The organism is Amycolatopsis sp. NPDC104863, assembly GCF_055582965.1.
In genome coordinates this window covers 451015-467715 of sequence record NZ_JBVJOW010000001.1, presented here as the reverse complement: position 1 = coordinate 467715, position 16701 = coordinate 451015, and the positions used below count along the sequence as shown (strand labels likewise).

The window sequence follows — 16701 nt, the reverse complement described above, 5'->3', positions numbered from 1 at the left end:
CGAAAACTACTGCCGCAGGAACTTCGTCGGCAACCCGAGTGCCTCGACGACCCGCTCGATGGCGTCCCCGAACTGCTCGAAGTCCTCCCCCAGCGGCTCGACGACCAGCCGGCGGACGTTCGCCACGTGCGCCGGCGCCGACGCGTCGAGGTGCGCGCGACCGGCCTCGGTCAGTTTCGCCACGGTGAAACGCCGGCCCTGCCCCGTGCACACCGTCCGCGTCACCCAGCCCCGGTCTTCGAGCCGCGCGACCGCGTGTGAAATCCGCGGGAGCGACCCGTTCGCCATCTCCGCGACTTCGCTCATCCGCAGTGTTTCTTCGGGCACGACCGCCAGGCGGGCCAGGATCATGTACCCGAGCAGCGTGAGGTCGGCGTCGCGCAGGAGCTGGCTTTCCAGCGCCCCGGGCAGGTTGAGCAGGACCTTCGCCAGGTTGACCCACACCCGTTCCTGCCGGCTGTCGAGCCACTCGACCTGCTGCTGTCCGTTGTCCACCGCTTGACTTTAACACGCAACCCAACCTATCTTGGGTTTAACACGCAACCCAAGGAGGAGCGATGACCACCGCTGCCACACCCACTTCGGCCGTCGCTCTCCGGCTCGGCGTCGCCGCGCTGGCGGCCCTCGCCGTGAACACCGCCATCTACCTGGTGGCCGCCGCGCTCGACGACGGCGGCATCGGCATGGGCCTCTCCCCCGCCTCGTACCTGCCGGCCACGGTCGTCGGCGTCCTGCTCGGCGCGGTCGGCTGGACGCTGATCGCCCGGCGCGCGCCGAGGGCCCTGCGCGTGGTCGTGCCCGCGGTGCTCGTCCTCACCTGGATCCCGGACGTCCTGCTCCTGACGGCCGGCGCGACGGCGGCCAACGTCGTCGGGCTGATGCTGATGCACCTCGTCGTCGCGACCGCGGTGGTCACCGCGATGCGCCGCGCCTAGTCCGCTTCCAGCATCGGCACCAGGAACTTCCGGGCCAGCGCACGGACCTGCTCGTCGTCGTCGAGGTCGACGACATGGCTCGGCGTCACCAGGAACGACGCCGAAACGCGGGCCATCAGCTCCGCGACGAGCTCCACGTCCACCTCGGCGGAGACGGTTCCCGCGGCCTGCTCGCGATGCAGCTGACCCGCGACGAACCGCTGCACCGCAGCGAGGGTGTGCCCGCCGTCGCTGATCATCGCCGGCACCAGCACATCCGGCTCGACCGCCATCAGCCCGCCGATCAGGCGGTTGCTCCGAATCGCGCGCAGTGCGCTGGCAAATCCCAGCACGACCCGGTCGGCGGCGGTGGTGGCCTGCTCGATGTCGATCAGGAACTGGTCGAAGTACCGGCGGAACTCCCGCCGCACGACGTGTTCCACCAACGCGTCCTTGGTCGCGAAGCGCCGGTAGACCGTGATGCGGGAAACCCCGGCGCGCTTGGCGACGTCTTCCATCGTCGAGCGCCGGATCCCCATGCGGCAGAACTGTTCGAAGGCGCCGTCGAGCACGCGCTCGGTCATCTCGTCGTGGTCGCCGGCGGGGCCGACGGCTTCGGCGAGCGCGCGTTCCAGCAGTGATTCCGGGCCCGGTGTCATCCCGCCGGATCGTACCGGTTCCACCGTCACCCCCGTTTGGTCCTGTCCTGCCGCGCCGGCCTGTGCTCTCCTGGTGAAGATACGCGATTACGTCGAGCGTATCACCGTATCATCCAGGAGCATCGCAGACTCGAAGAGGAGCTCGGCGCATGGACGGACTCAGTCGGCGGAAGATGTTGATCGCGGGCGGCGGGGCGCTGGGCGCGCTGGCCTCGCTGGGCGCCGCGGCCCCGGTCCGGGCGCTGGCGGACTGGACATGGGGACCGGCCGGCTCGGTCGCGGGCTCGGGCACCGGCGCCGATCCGCGCTGGGTGTGGGACGAGGAAGCGGATCCCCTGGTGGCGTCGATCATCGAGCGGGGTGACGTCGCCCGCGTCAACGCGCTGCTGAGGACGTGGAACCGCAACGACCAGCCGTTGCCGGCGGGGCTGCCGGAAGACCTGCGGGCGTTCATCGAGAAGGCGCGTCAGCTGCCCGCGTGGGCCGACCGCGCGAAACTGGCCCGGGCGGCCGGTTTCACCCAGACCAAGGGCACCTATCTCCTGCTCGGGTACGGGCTGGGCAGCGGGATGATGAGCACCGCCATCCCCGGCGAGGCCCGCGCCGTCTACTACTCCAAAGGCGGCGCGGACATGAAGGACCGCATCGCGAAGACGACCAAGCTCGGCGTCGACCTCCACGAGCTGAACGCCTACCAGCCCGACGGCCACATCATGGTGACGGCGGTCAAGACACGGCTGGTGCACGCCGCGGTCCGGCACCTGCTGCCGCAGTCACCGGGCTGGTCGAGCACCGGCGGCGGGCGGATTCCGATCAGCCAGAACGAAATCCTCGTCACCTGGCACAGCCTGCCGACGTTCGTCATGCGCAAGCTCACCGCGTGGCGGGCGCCGGTCAGCGCCGCGGAGTCCGCCGCGTTCCTGCACCTGTGGCAGGTCAACGCGCACATGCTCGGCGTCCTCGACGAGTACATCCCGGCGTCGTGGGAGGCGGCCGAGGCGCAGTCCCGGCAGATCCTCGACCCGGTCATGGGCCCGACGCCGGAAGGCATCTCGCTGGCGGACACGCTCCTCACGATGGCGAGCCAGGCGGCCGGCGCCGGCGCACCCCTGGCCCGGCCCCTGCTCAACGCGCTGACCCGCTACGTGGCCGGCGAGCAGGTCGCCGACTGGGTGCAGGTGCCGCGCGAGCCGGTCTGGGACCCGTTGATCCGCACCGGTTTCCCGCAGTTCGTGGCCCTGCGCGAAAAGCTCGTCCCGCTGCCGCTGATCCCGCCGATCGCCTGGACGATCGACGAAGCGGTCCGGCAGCTCCTGATGTTCTACCTGTCCGAAGGGAAACCCGTGAGCATCGAGATCCCGGACACCAACCGGCCCGCCTGACCCACGCACCCGGCGAGCAGGCCGACCGCTCGCCGGGTGCCGCCCTGTTCCCTGCGTCACCTCGCTTGACGTCCTTAAGACGACCGGTCATATTGGATGACATCAGGTCAGGGAAAGGACGAGGACATGAGCGAGATCAAGCCCCGGTTCCGCAGCATCGACGGGTTGTCCATCCGCTACGCCGAGAGCGACGGGCCGCGCGAGGCCGAGGCCCTGCTGCTGAGTCCGTGGCCGGAAAGCCTGTTCGCCTACGACGCGAGCTGGGCGCGGCTGGCCGAGCACGCGCACCTGGTCGCCGTGGACCTGCCCGGCTTCGGGCACTCCGAGCTGCGCGAAGACCTGCTGTCGCCCCGCGCGATGGGCGAGTTCGTCGTGCGGATCGCCGACGAGCTCGGACTGGCGAAGCCGCACGTCGTGGGCCCGGACGTCGGCACCGGCGCCGTTCTGTTCGCCGCCGCCGCGCATCCCCACCGGTTCCGCAGCGTCACCGTCGGCTCCGGCGGGACATCGGTGCCGCTGAACCTCGGCGGTGTGCTGGACGAGTGGGTCCGCGCGGAAGACCTGGCGCCCTACCGCGCGCTGGGCCCGAAGGACGTCGTGAAGGTCGCCCTGGACAACATCGAGGGCTACGAGCTGCCCGAGGTCGTGCGCGAGGACTACCTCGCGGCCTACTGGGGCCAGCGGTTCGTCGACCAGATGCCCTACGTGCGGGCGTACCCGGCCGAGCTGCCCGTCCTGGGCGAGCTGCTGCCCGGCATCAAGACGCCGGTCCAGATCCTCGCCGGGAAGAACGACCCCGTGGTGCCGCCGGCCAACGCCGAGTACCTGCACGAGCGGCTGCCCCACAGCCGGCTCGACCTCATCGACGCGGGCCACTTCGCGTGGGAGGAGAACGCGGACGGTTACGCTCGCGCGATCACCGCCTGGTGGCAGGCGAACGCGCCGGTCCCGTCGGCTTGACCGGCGCGGCGGCGGAAGAGGAGATCCGGATGGCCAGGGCCAGCGTGCGCGAACAGATCGTGGACGCCGCGTACGAGCAGTTCCACCGGCACGGCTACAACGCCTGCGGGGTCAAGCTCATCACCGACAGCGCGGGCGTGCCGAAGGGCTCGTTCTACAACCACTTCGCCAGCAAGGAAGCGCTCGCGCTGGTCGTGATGGAGCGCTACGGCGCCACCCGGCGAGTGCCGGAGCTGGCGGACCGGTCCGTCGCGCCGCTGGCCCGGCTGCGCGCCCACTTCGAGTTCCTGGCCGCGGACATCGAGAAGTACGGCTACGAGCGCGGGTGCGTGTTCGGGAACTTCAGCACCGAGACCGCCGACCACAGCCCCGCCATCCGCGACGGCCTCGTGACGAGCTTCGAGAGCTGGACGGTCGCCGTGGCCGACGCCATCCGGGAGGCCCAGGCCGACGGGTCCGTGACGACGGCCCAGGACCCGGAGGTCCTGGGCCGGTTCCTCGTCAACGCCTGGGAAGGCGCCATCGTCGGCGAACGCACCGCCAAGGACGGCTCGGCCTTCGCCGCGTTCTTCACGATCGTGTTCGGGACGCTCCTGCGCTGAGCCGGCTCACGGCGCGGTCGGCACCGCCTCCGAAGCCGCGGGCTTGAGTCGCGCCTGCCGGGTCCGCGGCCCGAAGATCGCCAGCACGACCGCGCCGACCAGCCAGGTGCCGGCGATGAACAGGAACACGCTCTGGTAGCCGCTCCCGTTGTACAGCGCGGCGACCACCAACGGCCCGGCGGCGTTCGACAGCCGGCCGAGGCCGTAGGACACGCCCGTCCCGAGCGACCGGCCGCGCGTGTCGAACAGCTCCGGCGAGTACGCGTACCCGAGCGCGGTGTACCCGCGCTCGAACAGGTTCACCAAGAAGCCGAAGACGACGATCAGGATCGGGTTGAACGTCAGCCCGTAGAACAGCCCGCACAACGCGATGACCGTGCCGAACGCGACCAGGCACCACTTGCGCTCGAACCGGTCGGTGACCAGGGCCGCCAGGTAGGACCCGAGCGGCGCGCCGACCGTCGTGAGGGCGACGTAGAACACCGACTTCTCGACGCTGAAGCCCTCCTTGGCCAGCAGGGTCGGCGCCCAGCTCGAATAACCGAAGAAGCCGATCGTCTGCGTCACCCAGAGGACCGTCAGCAGCAGCGTGGGGTACAGGTACTTCTTCTGCAGCAGCAACCGCAGCGGCGCCTTGCCCACCGGGGCTTCCTCGATCGGCGGCGCGGGCTCGGGCAGCGGGCCCTTCTCCGCCGCGACCTGCTCCTCGATCTCCCGCAGCACCGCGTCCGCCTTGGCGTGCTCGCCGCGGCTTTCGTACCAGCGCGGCGACTCCTTCAGGTGCCGCGTGAACAGCACGAGCAGGACCCCGAGCGCGCCCCACAGGTACACCAGCCGCCACGACCAGGAGTTGATCGGCACCACCGCGCTCGCGATCAGGTTGGTCACCGGCGTGCCGCAGATGCCGATCACGATCGCGTACGCCTGGTACTTGCCGCGGCTCGCCGCCGGATACAGCTCGCTGACGTAGATGACCGCGACGACCGTCATCGCCGACAGGCCCGCCGACGTCAGGATCCGGAAAACGCCGAGGGACACGATGTCCCACGAGAACACCGCGGCGAAGGAGAAGACGCCGAACCAGACGGTCGTCCACATCAGAGCGTTCTTGCGGCCCCAGCGGTCGGCGAGCTTGCTCGCGATGACCGAGCCGAAGAACATGCCGACGAACGACAACGAGGTGACGTAGGCGACCTGGTCGACCGTCACACCCCAGAGCTTGATCAGCTTCGGCGCCGTGGTGGCGAAGCTGTTGATGTCCGCGAACTCGAAGAAGTAGGCGAACGAGACGGCGAGCAGGGTGATCTTGTGGAACCGCGAGATCGGCAACCGGTTCAGCCGGTTCAGCGCGTTGGCGTGCTGCATTGCATGCCCTTCAAGGGTTTCAGGGGTTTCAGGCGGTTTCGCCGGGCCAGTAGAGGCGCATCGGGTTGTCGACGAGCAGTTTTCGTTGCTGCTCGGTGGTTTCGGCGATCTGCGGGACGTAGTCGACCAGCAGGCCGTCGTCGGGCATGTGGTTCTTCAGGTTCGGGTGCGGCCAGTCGGTGCCCCACAGCACGCGGTCCGGGAACCCGGCCACGACGCGCCGGGCGAACGGGACGACGTCGGTGTAGGCGTGCCGTTCGCCGTCGAGCGCCGGCGGGCCGGTCACCGTGAGGCGCTCGGGGCAGCTCACCTTGACCCAGACGTCGTTGCGGTCGACGAACTCCAGGAACCTCGCGAACTCCGGGCCGTCGACGGGTTTCGTGACGTCGGGGCGTCCCATGTGGTCGATCACGAGCGGTGTGGGGAGCTCGCCGAAGAAGTCCTCGAGGTCGGGCAGGTCGGCGGCCTCGAAGTAGAGGACGACGTGCCAGCCCAGCGGGGCGATCTTCTTCGCGATCGTCGTCAGGTCCTCGTGGGGCGAAGCGTCGACGAGCCGTTTGACGAAGTTGAACCGCACGCCGCGGACGCCTTGGGCGTCGAGTTCGCGAAGTTCTCTTTCGGTCACTCCGGGCCGGACGGTCGCGATGCCGCGCGCCCGGCCGTCCGCCGCCCGGACGGCGTCGAGCATGGCGGAGTTGTCGGCGCCGTGGCAGGTGGCCTGCACGATGACGTTGCGCGCGACGCCGAGGTGGTCGCGCAGTCCGAAGAGCTGGCCCTTGCTTGCGTCGCACGGTGTGTACTTGCGCTCCGGCGCGAACGGGAACTCCTGCTGCGGGCCGAAGACGTGGCAGTGCGCGTCGACGGCGCCGAACGGCAGCTCGAAGTCCGGTGTGGACGGATCGGCGTACCAGTCGAGCCAGCCGGGCGTCTTGGTCATCGGCCTTGTCCCTTCAGGAGGGCGTCCAGCCGCGGGTAGACGGCGCGGGCGTTGTGCTCCCGGATCGCGGCCCAGTCCTCTTCGGACAGTTTCGCGGCTTCAGCGTACCGGCGGGTGTCGTCGAAGTGGTGGCCGGTGCGCGGGTCGACACTGCGGACGGCACCGACCATTTCGGACGCGAACAGGATGTTGCGCGCCGGGACGACGTCGAAGAGCAGGTCCGAGCCCGGCTGGTGGTAGACGCAGGTGTCGAAGAAGACGTTGCCCAGCAGGTGGTCTTCGAGCTCCGGCTTGCCGAGCGCCATCGCGAGGCCGCGGAAGCGGCCCCAGTGGTACGGGACCGCGCCGCCGCCGTGCGGGATGACCAGCCGCAGCGTCGGGAAGTCGGCGAAGAGGTCACCCTGCACGAGCTGCATGAACGCGGTCGTGTCGGCGTTGAGGTAGTGCGCGCCGGTGGTGTGGAAGGCGGGGTTGACGCTCGTGCTGACGTGCACCATCGCCGGGATGTCGTACTCGACCATTTTTTCGTAGATCGGGTACCACGACCGGTCGGTGAGCGGCGGGGCCGTCCAGTGGCCGCCGCTCGGGTCGGGGTTGAGGTTCAGCGCGACGGCGCCGTACTCCTCCACGCAGCGGGTCAGCTCGGGGAGGCAGGTGGCGGGGTCGACCCCGGGCGACTGCGGGAGCATCGCGGCGGGGACGAACCGGTCCGGGTAGAGGGTGCTGACGCGGTGGCAGAGCTCGTTGCAGATCGACGCCCACTGCGCCGAGGTCTCGAAGCCGCCGACGTGGTGGGCCATGAACGACGCCCGCGGCGAGAAGATGGTGAGGTCGATGCCGCGCTCGTCCATGAGCCGCAGCTGGTTCGGCTCGACGGTTTCGCGCAGCTCGTCGTCGCTGATGCGCAGGTCGGCCCGGGCGGGGGCGGGGCCGGCCCCGTCGAGGGCGGCGACCTGCTGGTCGCGCCACGCCGCGAGGGCGGGTGGGGCGGTGGTGTAGTGGCCGTGGCAGTCGATGATCACTGGTGTTCCTCGTCGCTCCGCATGCTTGATACTCGCACACTAATCGTTGATGAAATTGTTGACAATATCTGCGACGAGGTTGTGACGGAGGGTGGGTGGTGGGGACGGGCGGTGACGATCTTGCGGTGGGGGTGGGCAGCGGCGGCCCGGGCGGTCCCTGCGGCGGCGATCAGCGAGCTTGCTGGAGGTGCCGCGAGGATGGATGCAAGCCGCGCCCGCGCTGCGGCAGCGGAGACCAGTCGATCGAGGCCCGGAGGCGAGCAAGACCGAAGGCAAGCCGCGCTGGGCCACGCCCGCCACTGCGCGGTGCGGTACGCCGCTGCGCCGATCGAGTGAACCCCGCACCTCCCGATAAACCGTCTCCCCTCCCGGCAGTGAACCGGGCGAGCGGCGGCCGTCCCGGCTGGCCGGAGACGCCACCCCCGGCGATTGGGAGACTCATGCGCGCGACACGGGCACTGATCGGCCTCACCACCCTCGTCACCGCCCTCACCGGAACCGCCCTCGCGGCTCCGGCCGCCTCTGCCGCGACCCTCCACGACTGCCCCGACCTCTACTTCTGCTTCTACTTCAACAGCAACTACCAAGGCGCCCACGCCTCCTACGCCTACTCGGACGGCAACCTCGAAAACGAGCTGTTCCGGTACGGCGGCACCAACGGCCGCGGCGTGCAGGTCAAGAACAACGCCGCCTCGGTGGTCAACAACGCCGAGTGGACCGCGACCGTCTACTACAACAGCGGCTGCAACGGCAGCGTCGCGTCGCAGTCGTTCGCCGCGTTCAGCGGGGGGAACTTCACCGCGACCATGAAGAACAACAACGCCAGCTTCAAGTGGCCTTCCGCGCCGGCGATCTTCGGCGACTGCGCCAAGCGCGACCAGGACCATGGCTAGGACGGTCGTCGCTCCCGGCCGATATCTGGCCGCCATCGCGCTTCTCGCCCTCGCTGGTTGCGCGGCGGCGCCCGCCGCCACACCCGAGTTCGATCTCGGCGCCGCACTCGCGAAAGTGCCCGCCGACTTCTCGACCGTGCGCGGCCTCGACCTTCCCCTCGACCGGTCGCTGCTGACGCCGGTCGAGGAGCTCGAGGTCATCAAGGCGCGCACCACCCTCGTCGAACGATGCCTCGCCGCCCACGGGATCACCTTCGCGTTCGCCCCCGTTGATCCCGTCCGGGACGCCGCCAAGCCGCGGCGGCACGGGCTCGTCGATGCCGGTGAGGCCGCCGCCTTCGGCTACCGCGACCCGTCGGTCTTCACCAAACCGCCCGCGGCGCCGACCCCACGGCCGTCGCCAGAGGTCGTCGCCGTGATCACCGGTACGGCTACTGGGGACGTCGGTGGCCGGGCCGTTCCGGCCGGAGGCTGTGCCGGTGAGGCCGACCGGACGCTCGCGCCCGACGCGAAGCCCGGCCAGGAGCCGGTCGGGTTCGGGCTGAGTGGCCGCAGCCACGAGATCACCGGGACCACCCCGCCGGTGGCCGCGGCCGCCGCGAAGTGGTCGCAGTGCATGGCCGCGGCCGGGTTCCGCTACGCCGGCCCGGACGCCGCCGTCAACGATCCCGCCTTCAGCTCGGGCCGCGCCTCCGCGCACGAGATCGCCGTCGCCACCCAGGACGTGCGGTGCAAGCAGCAGGTCGGGTGGGTCCCGACGTGGGTCGGGGTCGAGCGCGCCGTCCAAGACGTACTCAGCCGGCCCTATGCCGGAGACCTCGCTCGCGAGCAGCAGCACAAGGAAAAGCAGCTCACGGTCGCACGCGGGATCAACGGCTGAGTCCACAACGGACAGTCGCATCAGGACTCCAGTTCGCGCGCCCCGCCGGTAGGTCGTGACGGCCGGTCCGGACGGGCGCAGCAGGTCGTGCGCGACCCGGCGGTCGACCCGAACGCAGCCATCGAGGCAGAGCGCGGCCGCCTCCAAAGCCTCCCCGGGATCGCAGCCCTCCAAAAATTACCAAAGGTAAGTTTCGGCGGCTTCTTGACTTTACCAATGGTCAGGAGGAGAGTCCTCGCCACCTGATTCGTCTAGACCAATCGGCGCTCCCCGCATCCCCGTAGGAGGAGACCCATGTCCCGCAGAATCCGGACCACCACCGCCGCCCTGACCAGCCTCGCGACCGTGGCCGCCACCGCCATGGTCCTCTCCGGCGGGGCCGCCGCCAGCCCCGCCGCCGCCGCCGACTGCGGCGTCCTGTTCGACGACTTCCACTACAGCTCCCCCACCGACCCCGCGTTCGGCGGCGCCGGCTGGACCACCCGCAACGACGTCGGCAGCCCCGGCGTGCCCGGCGCGCGGTGGCTCACGAGCAACATCAGCTTCCCGACGGCGAACGGCGAGCGCGTCGCGCAGCTGACCGCCACCACCGACGGCAGCGCGGCGGGCACCACGCACGCCGAGCTCTACCAAAACCAGCTGCGGTTCTTCGACGGCACCTACGCCAGCCGGGTCCGCTTCACCGACGCGCCCGACAGCGGCACCGACGGCGACCACGTCAACGAAACGTACTTCACGATCTCGCCGCTGCGGTACGACCGCGACCCGCTCTACAGCGAGCTCGACTTCTCCGAATACCTGCCCAACGGCGGCTGGGGCGGCTCGCAGGCCAACTACCAAACCAGCTGGTACACGTACTGGAACAGCCCGACCTGGGACGGCCTGCGCACGTCCACCGCGCAGAACCGCAGCATGGCCGGCTGGCACGACATCGTCACGCAGGTCTCCGGCGGGCACGTGAAGTACTTCATCGACGGCGTGCAGACGGCCGACCACACGACCGACGCCCAGGGCAACCCGGTGTACCCGCGGACGCCGATGTCGATCAACTACAACATGTGGTTCATCGACACCGCGGGCCACACGAGCGGGAACAGCGTCTACACCGAACAGGTCGACTGGACGTACTACGCGGGCAACCAGGTCGTCTCGCCGGCCGACGCCGTCGCGAAGGCCGGGCAGTACCGGACCGCCGGGACGTCCCATGTGGACACGGTCAACGGCTGCACCACGCCGACGACCCCGACCGCCCCCACGACACCGACCACGCCCACCACGCCGACCACCCCGACCCAGCCCGCCAACTGCTCGACGGCGGCGGAGTGGGACTGGGGCACGGTGTACCTCGGCGGGCAGCGGGTGAAGCACAACGCCCACCTGTGGCAGGCCAACTGGTGGACGCAGGGCTCCGAGCCGGGCCTCACCGCGCAGTGGGCCGACCTCGGCCACTGCTGACCCCGCGGACCGGCCGCGGCCCGGGCGCCAGGGACCAGCCCGGGCCGCGGCCACCTCCCCACCCACCTCTCACTCCCCCGGGAACCTCCATGCGCAGACGCATCCTCGCCGCCGCACTGGCCGTCACCGCCGTGACCGCCGCCGCCTGTGGCACCGACTCCGCTCCCGCCGCGCAGAACGCGCCGAACGCGCCGGACGGGAAAGGCGGCCAGCTGACCGTCTGGCTGATGAACGGCGACCTAAGCGACAAGGCCACCGCGGCGATCAACGCCGCCTTCGAGAAGGCCACCGGCGCCAAGGTCACCGTGCAGATCCAGGAATGGGACAACATCAACACGAAGATCAGCACGGCGCTCGCCCAGGACAACACCCCGGACGTCATCGAGATCGGCAATACCGACGTCCCACTCTTCGCCGCCAACGGCGCGCTCACCGACCTCACCGCTCGCAAGGACGAGCTCGCCGCCGGCCAGACCTGGCTGCCCGGGCTCGCCGGACCGGCCACTGTGGACGGCAAGGTCTACGCCGCTCCCCTCTTCGCGGGCAACCGGGCGGTCATCTACGACAAGCAGGTCTGGGCCGACGCCGGCGTCACGGCCGCGCCGAAGACCTTCGCCGAGCTGACCGCCGCCCTCGACAAGGTCAAGGCGAAACACCCCGCCGCGGACTACTCGACCTTCCACTTCCCCGGCAAGTACTGGTACGGCGCCCTCCAGTTCGTCTGGGACGCCGGCGGGCAGCTCGCCACCGAGAAGGACGGGAAGTGGGCCGGCGCGCTCGAAAGCCCCGAGGCGCTCAAGGGCCTGCAGGCGTGGAAGGACTTCCAGGCCGCCTACTCCTCCCCGGCGTCCCGCAACGTCGACACGAAGGCGCCTGACCAGGCCGCGATCTTCTCCGCCGGCGGCGCCGGCGCCATCCTCGACACGAGCGTCAACACCGTGGTCAAGAACAAGCCCGAGCTGAAGGACCGCCTCGGCACCTTCCCGTTCCCCAGCGCCACCCCCGGGAAGACGCAGCCGGTGTTCCTCGGCGGGTCGGACCTGGCCGTCGCGGCCAAGAGCCGCAACCAGGACCTCGCCCTCGCCTATCTCAAGGCGGCGGCCGACCCGGCCGTGCAGCGCGAGGCGATCGTCGGCATCGACGGCTGGACGCCGATCTCGACCCAGCTGATCGACGAGGTCACCGCCACCCTGCCGCCGCTGAACGCCGCCTTCGCGACCGCGGCGAAGTCCAGCGTCGCGACCCCCGCCGCCCCCGGCTGGGCGACCATCGAAAGCGACAAGTCCATCAACACCTTCTTCGCCGACATCGCGACCGGACGCCGGCCGATCGCCGACGCCGCCCGGGACTTCGACGCCCACCTGACCGAGGCCCTCAACGCCCACTGACCGGCGGGGTGGCCCGGCCGACTGCCGTCCCCCTCCGGGCCGCCCCGCCCCTTCGCGAAGGAGTTCCCGTTGGTGGTCCTCGAGAAAGCCCGCGTGACCGTCCGAAGCAGACCGGCCGCGCCCCGCCGTCGCAGGTCGCTGCTGCCCTACGGCCTGCTGCTGCCCGCGACCGCGCTGCTCGGGCTCGTCCTGGGGTATCCCCTGGTCCGGCTCGTGGTCATCTCGCTGCAGGACTACGGCCTGCGGTCGCTGTTCACCGGCACCACCACCTTCGCCGGCTGGGACAACTACGCCGAAGTGCTCGGGGACGACCAGCTGCTCCCGGTCCTCGCGCGCAGCGTCGGGTTCTGCGCGGCGCTCGTCACCGGCACGCTCGTGATCGGCTTCTTCGTCGCGCTCCTGTTGCAGCGACTGGGAAAGGGCATGCGCACGGCCGTCACGATGTGCCTGATCGCCGCCTGGGCGTTGCCGAACGTGGCGTCCACTCTGGTCTGGCAGTGGCTCTTCCAGCCCGGCTACGGCGTGGTGAACTGGCTGCTCACCCAGACCGGTCTCGGGGACTTCACCCAGCGCGACTGGACGACCACGCCGGCGTCGGCGTTCACGCTCGTCTGGCTGCTCGTCGTGTGGCAGTCGGTCCCGTTCGTCGCGCTCACGCTGTATGCGGGCCTGGCCCAGATCCCGCGCTCCTACTACGAAGCGGCCGCGCTCGACGGCGCCCGGCCGTGGCGGGTCCACCGCACGATCACCTTCCCTTTCCTGCGCCCGATCTTCGGCCTGGTCACGATCCTCTCGGTGATCTGGGACTTCACCGTGTTCAACCAGATCTGGATCCTCACCCAGGGCGGCCCGAACGACGGCACCACGACACTGGGCATCTGGACGTTCACCCGCGCCTTCAGCCGCAACGACTTCGGCCAGGGCGCGGCGATCGCGGTCGTCTCGGTCCTGCTGCTGGTCGCGATGACCGCGATGTACGTGCGGCGGCTCGTCCGCTCCGGGGAGGACCTGTGATCCGCCGCGCCGGTCGCAACACCGTGGCCGCTCTCTTCTGCCTGGTGTGGATCTTCCCGGTCTACTGGATGGTGCTCACCGCGTTCAAGCCCGCGGGCGCCATCCTCAGCCCCACCCCGGACTTCCTGCCCTTCGACATCACCCTGGCCAACTTCGCCGACGCCCTCGCCAAGCCGGGTTTCGTGCAGGACCTCGTCAACAGCGTCGTGGTCGTCGTCGCGGTGGTCGCACTGTCCATCGTGGTCGCCTTCCTGGCCGCGACGGCGTTGACGCGCTTCCGGTTCTTCGGGCGCCGCAGCTTCCTCATCGGTGTGCTGGTGCTGCAGATGGTGCCGGTGCCCGCTCTGGTGATCCCGCTGTTCCTCGGCCTCAAGAGCGCCCACCTGCTCGACACGCTCTTCGGGCTGATCCTCACGTATGTGGCGCTCGTGCTGCCGTTCACGATCTGGACGTTGCGCGGGTTCCTGCACGGCATCCCGGTCGCACTGGAGGAGGCGGCGATGGTCGACGGCGCGACGCGGGCCCGGGTGATGCGGTCGGTGCTGCTGCCGCTCGTGCTGCCCGGGCTGATCGCGACGAGTGTGTTCGCGTTCATCACCGCGTGGAACGACTTCCTGTTCGCCTACGTGATCATGAAGGACAGCTCGGGCTACACGCTGCCGGTCTGGCTGGTGTCGTTCAGCACCAGCACCGGGACCGACTACGGCGGCCTCATCGCCGCGTCGACGCTGTTCGCGCTGCCCGTCGTCGTCTTCTTCGCACTCGTGCAGCGCCACCTGGTCGAGGGCATGACCGCGGGCGCGGTGAAGGGCTGATGATCATCCCCCACCCCGTGCGGCTCGTCCGCCGCCCCGGCTCCTTCCTGCCCGCCGGTGGCCTGCGGGTCCTCGCGAGCGACGGCGCCGAGGACGCGGGCCGCCTGCTGGCCGGCTACCTGCGCCGGCCGACCCTCCCCAGTGGACCGTCGATCCGCGTTAACCTGGTGCCGGACAACGGGTTCGGCTCGGAGGAGTACGAGCTCGACGTCACGCCGGTGGGCGCGCTGCTCACCGCGGCCACCGAAGCGGGCCTGCGCAACGGCGTGCAGACCATCCGGCAGCTGGTGCCGCTGCACGGCCCGCCGCGGCTGCCCTGCGTGCACGTCCGCGACGCGCCCCGGCTGCCCTGGCGCGGGGTGCTGCTCGACGTCGCCCGGCACTACCTGCCGACGGAGTTCCTGCGCGAGTTCGTCGACCTGCTGGCGTTGCACAAGTACAACGTCCTGCACCTGCACCTCACCGACGACCAGGGCTGGCGGATCGAGATCGACGGCAGGCCGCGGCTGACCGAGATCGGCGCGTGGCGCAGCGAGTCGATGGTCGGCGCCGCCGGCAGCGGGGTCTTCGACGGTGTCCCGCACGGCGGTTTCTACACCCGGCGCGAGCTGCGCGACCTCGTCGCCTTCGCCGCCGACCGGGGGGTGGAGGTCGTGCCGGAGATCGACCTGCCCGGGCACGTGCGCGCCGCGCTGGCCGCCTACCCCGAGCTGGGCAACCGGCCCGACGTGCGGCTGCCGGTGTGGACGGAGTGGGGCATCAGCCCGGACATCCTCGGCGTCCACGACGGCGCGCTCGCCTTCTGCCGCGAGGTGTTCACGCAGGTCGCGGACGTCTTCCCGGCCCGGCACCTGCACATCGGCGGGGACGAGTGCCCCACGACGCAGTGGGAGACGAACCCCGCGGCCCTCGAGCGGGCGGCGCGGCTCGGGCTGCGCGACACCGCCGAGCTGCACCCGTGGTTCCTCGGTGAGCTGCACCGCGTGCTCGCGGACCTGGGGCGCCAGGCGGTGTGCTGGGACGAGACCGGGCACGCGGCGGGCCGGCTCCCGCCGGAGCTGGTCGTCACCGCCTGGCGCGACGCCGCGCACGGCGCGCTCGCCGTGGCCCGCGGCCACCAGGTCGTCATGGCGCCGCACACGTCGACCTACTTCGACTACCGGCAGAGCGAGGACCCCGGCGAGCCCCCGCGCGAGCCCGTGACGACGCTCGAGGACGTCTACCGCTTCGACCCCCTCGAAGGCGGGCTGCCGGTCAGCGACGGGACCGGGCCCGGGGTCCTGGGCACGCAAGCACAGCTGTGGACCGAGCACGCGCCGACCCCCGACCACGTGCGTCACCTGGCGTTCCCGCGGCTGTGCGCGCTGGCGGAACGGGCGTGGTCGCCACCCGAACACGGTTATGCTGAGTTCCACCAGCGCCTCACCGCCCACCTCGAGCGGCTGCGTGCCCTGGACGCCCTGCCGAAGGAGCGGGTCCGGTTCGCCGGCGCGCTATGACTATCCGGGAAGACGGTGCCTTGACCGCTGAGCCATCCGGGGCTTCGCCCCAGGCCGGGGGCTCCGCCACCCGGGGCCCCCGAAAAGAAGGTGGCGAGCCGGCGGACCGCCCGCCCACCGTGAAGCGCGACCGGGTCCGGCGGCACCTGCTCAAGGTGATCGAGAACGCCGGCCCCGGCACCGGGCTGGCGTCGGAACGGGACCTGGCCGCCGAGCTGGGCGTCTCACGCCCGACCGTGCGCGCGGCCATCGACGAGCTGACCCGCACCGGGCTGCTGGTGCGCCAGCGCGGCCGCGGGACGTTCACCAGCCCGCAGAAGGTCACCCAGGAGCTGGCGACGGTGCTGGCCGTCCCGCCCGCGGAAGGGCACTGGACCAGCCGAGTCGTCGCGTTCGGCACCACGCCGGCGTCGCGGTCCCTCGCCGCGGACCTGGAGCTGGAGCCGGGGACGCCGGTGCTGCGCGTCACCCGGGTCCGGCACGTCGACGACGAGCCGATCGCGATCGAGCAGCTCGCGCTGCCCGCGTCGCTGGTGCCCGGGCTGTCGCCGGTGGAGCTGGAGACGGGCAACTTCTACCGGCTGCTGCGGGAGCGGTTCGGGATCGCCGTGCAGGACGCCGTGCAGACCATCGAGCCCGCCGTCACCAACCCGGAACAGGCGGAGCTGCTCGAAATCGCCGTGTACGCCCCGATCCTGCACATCGAACGGCTGACGCGCGACACGACGGGCCGCGTGGTCGAGCTGACCCGTTCGGTCTACCGCGGCGACCGGTACCGCATCACGTCCAAACTTCGCTTCGACGCCGAATCGGGCTGAGGCGCCGCGGGAACACATCCGGAAAATAATTCTTCGTCCGGTCGCGGACCCGGGGGTTCTTAGCCTCCACTCATTACCCGAACGAGTGAACCGGGGCC

At 70.6% G+C, this 16701-nt stretch carries 17 protein-coding genes; 12 read left to right on the top strand and 5 right to left on the bottom strand.

All coding sequences use genetic code 11. From position 1 onward, the window contains the following. Positions 1-6: 6 nt before the first annotated feature. Positions 7-495 (bottom strand): MarR family winged helix-turn-helix transcriptional regulator, encoded by a 489-nt coding sequence (locus ACZ63J_RS02200; RefSeq protein ID WP_465404574.1) that lies wholly within the window; start codon positions 493-495, stop codon positions 7-9. A 62-nt stretch (positions 496-557) separates the two neighbouring features. Between ACZ63J_RS02200 and ACZ63J_RS02195 the strand changes: the two genes are divergently transcribed. After that, positions 558-935: a DUF6069 family protein gene (locus ACZ63J_RS02195; protein WP_465404572.1), complete on the top strand. Its 378-nt coding sequence runs from the start codon at positions 558-560 to the stop codon at positions 933-935. Here ACZ63J_RS02195 and ACZ63J_RS02190 read toward each other — a convergent pair. Continuing rightward, positions 932-1573: a TetR/AcrR family transcriptional regulator gene (locus ACZ63J_RS02190; RefSeq protein ID WP_465404571.1), complete on the bottom strand. Its 642-nt coding sequence runs from the start codon at positions 1571-1573 to the stop codon at positions 932-934. The two genes, ACZ63J_RS02195 and ACZ63J_RS02190, sit on opposite strands and share 4 nt — an antisense overlap. A gap of 149 nt (positions 1574-1722) precedes the next feature. Here ACZ63J_RS02190 and ACZ63J_RS02185 point away from each other — a divergent pair, with 149 nt between their 5' ends. The 3 genes from ACZ63J_RS02185 to ACZ63J_RS02175 all read left to right on the top strand — a co-directional run bounded on the left by ACZ63J_RS02185 (position 1723) and on the right by ACZ63J_RS02175 (position 4517). Further along, positions 1723-2955 carry an oxygenase MpaB family protein gene (locus tag ACZ63J_RS02185; protein ID WP_465404569.1) on the top strand — a complete coding sequence of 411 codons (1233 nt, stop codon included), beginning with the start codon at positions 1723-1725 and terminating at the stop codon, positions 2953-2955. Between the two features lie 126 nt (positions 2956-3081). Continuing rightward, complete coding sequence (locus tag ACZ63J_RS02180) at positions 3082-3915, top strand: alpha/beta fold hydrolase (protein ID WP_465404567.1); 834 nt, start codon at positions 3082-3084, stop codon at positions 3913-3915. Positions 3916-3944: 29 nt separating this feature from the next. After that, positions 3945-4517: a TetR/AcrR family transcriptional regulator gene (locus ACZ63J_RS02175; RefSeq protein ID WP_465404566.1), complete on the top strand. Its 573-nt coding sequence runs from the start codon at positions 3945-3947 to the stop codon at positions 4515-4517. A gap of 6 nt (positions 4518-4523) precedes the next feature. On the opposite strand, the gene ACZ63J_RS02170 is transcribed toward ACZ63J_RS02175, so the two are convergent. The 3 genes from ACZ63J_RS02170 to ACZ63J_RS02160 are packed head-to-tail and all read right to left on the bottom strand — an operon-like array spanning position 4524 to position 7841. Continuing rightward, on the bottom strand, positions 4524-5882 hold the full coding sequence (locus ACZ63J_RS02170) for an MFS transporter (RefSeq protein ID WP_465404564.1): 1359 nt from the start codon (positions 5880-5882) through the stop codon (positions 4524-4526). A gap of 28 nt (positions 5883-5910) precedes the next feature. Next, on the bottom strand, positions 5911-6819 hold the full coding sequence (locus ACZ63J_RS02165) for an amidohydrolase family protein (RefSeq protein ID WP_465404562.1): 909 nt from the start codon (positions 6817-6819) through the stop codon (positions 5911-5913). Continuing rightward, a complete protein-coding gene (locus tag ACZ63J_RS02160; RefSeq protein ID WP_465404560.1) occupies positions 6816-7841 on the bottom strand; it encodes an amidohydrolase family protein in 1026 nt (341 codons plus the stop codon). Before ACZ63J_RS02160 ends, ACZ63J_RS02165 begins: the two co-directional genes overlap by 4 nt. 440 nt (positions 7842-8281) lie before the next feature. Between ACZ63J_RS02160 and ACZ63J_RS02155 the strand changes: the two genes are divergently transcribed. From ACZ63J_RS02155 to ACZ63J_RS02120, 8 genes are all read left to right on the top strand, one after another. Continuing rightward, entirely contained in the window at positions 8282-8734 is a 453-nt protein-coding gene (locus tag ACZ63J_RS02155) for a peptidase inhibitor family I36 protein (RefSeq protein ID WP_465404558.1), read from the top strand. Further along, positions 8727-9614, top strand: coding sequence for a hypothetical protein (locus ACZ63J_RS02150; protein WP_465404556.1), 888 nt, complete (start codon positions 8727-8729; stop codon positions 9612-9614). Before ACZ63J_RS02155 ends, ACZ63J_RS02150 begins: the two co-directional genes overlap by 8 nt. Before the next feature lie 294 nt (positions 9615-9908). After that, complete coding sequence (locus ACZ63J_RS02145; protein ID WP_465404554.1) at positions 9909-11069, top strand: carbohydrate-binding protein; 1161 nt, start codon at positions 9909-9911, stop codon at positions 11067-11069. 89 nt (positions 11070-11158) lie between these two features. Then, complete coding sequence (locus ACZ63J_RS02140; RefSeq protein ID WP_465407876.1) at positions 11159-12457, top strand: extracellular solute-binding protein; 1299 nt, start codon at positions 11159-11161, stop codon at positions 12455-12457. A 72-nt stretch (positions 12458-12529) separates the two neighbouring features. Continuing rightward, positions 12530-13471, top strand: coding sequence for a carbohydrate ABC transporter permease (locus ACZ63J_RS02135; RefSeq protein ID WP_465407878.1), 942 nt, complete (start codon positions 12530-12532; stop codon positions 13469-13471). After that, entirely contained in the window at positions 13468-14286 is an 819-nt protein-coding gene (locus ACZ63J_RS02130) for a carbohydrate ABC transporter permease (protein WP_465407880.1), read from the top strand. The genes ACZ63J_RS02135 and ACZ63J_RS02130 overlap by 4 nt, the downstream gene beginning before the upstream one ends. Beyond that, positions 14286-15785: a beta-N-acetylhexosaminidase gene (locus tag ACZ63J_RS02125; RefSeq protein ID WP_465407882.1), complete on the top strand. Its 1500-nt coding sequence runs from the start codon at positions 14286-14288 to the stop codon at positions 15783-15785. The genes ACZ63J_RS02130 and ACZ63J_RS02125 overlap by 1 nt, the downstream gene beginning before the upstream one ends. Before the next feature lie 119 nt (positions 15786-15904). Beyond that, positions 15905-16603, top strand: a complete 699-nt coding sequence (locus tag ACZ63J_RS02120; protein ID WP_465407884.1) for a GntR family transcriptional regulator — start codon at positions 15905-15907, stop codon at positions 16601-16603. Positions 16604-16701 lie beyond the last annotated feature (98 nt).

Bases quoted from the DNA above. Each gene is read 5' to 3' on its own strand.
- ACZ63J_RS02170 (WP_465404564.1), bottom strand. From the start codon at position 5,882: ATGCAGCACGCCAACGCGCTGAACCGGCTGAACCGGTTGCCGATCTCG.
- ACZ63J_RS02140 (WP_465407876.1), top strand. From the start codon at position 11,159: ATGCGCAGACGCATCCTCGCCGCCGCACTGGCCGTCACCGCCGTGACC.
- ACZ63J_RS02175 (WP_465404566.1), top strand. From the start codon at position 3,945: ATGGCCAGGGCCAGCGTGCGCGAACAGATCGTGGACGCCGCGTACGAG.
- ACZ63J_RS02190 (WP_465404571.1), bottom strand. From the start codon at position 1,573: ATGACACCGGGCCCGGAATCACTGCTGGAACGCGCGCTCGCCGAAGCC.
- ACZ63J_RS02125 (WP_465407882.1), top strand. From the start codon at position 14,286: ATGATCATCCCCCACCCCGTGCGGCTCGTCCGCCGCCCCGGCTCCTTC.
- ACZ63J_RS02185 (WP_465404569.1), top strand. From the start codon at position 1,723: ATGGACGGACTCAGTCGGCGGAAGATGTTGATCGCGGGCGGCGGGGCG.
- ACZ63J_RS02165 (WP_465404562.1), bottom strand. From the start codon at position 6,819: ATGACCAAGACGCCCGGCTGGCTCGACTGGTACGCCGATCCGTCCACA.
- ACZ63J_RS02145 (WP_465404554.1), top strand. From the start codon at position 9,909: ATGTCCCGCAGAATCCGGACCACCACCGCCGCCCTGACCAGCCTCGCG.
- ACZ63J_RS02155 (WP_465404558.1), top strand. From the start codon at position 8,282: ATGCGCGCGACACGGGCACTGATCGGCCTCACCACCCTCGTCACCGCC.
- ACZ63J_RS02150 (WP_465404556.1), top strand. From the start codon at position 8,727: ATGGCTAGGACGGTCGTCGCTCCCGGCCGATATCTGGCCGCCATCGCG.
- ACZ63J_RS02195 (WP_465404572.1), top strand. From the start codon at position 558: ATGACCACCGCTGCCACACCCACTTCGGCCGTCGCTCTCCGGCTCGGC.
- ACZ63J_RS02180 (WP_465404567.1), top strand. From the start codon at position 3,082: ATGAGCGAGATCAAGCCCCGGTTCCGCAGCATCGACGGGTTGTCCATC.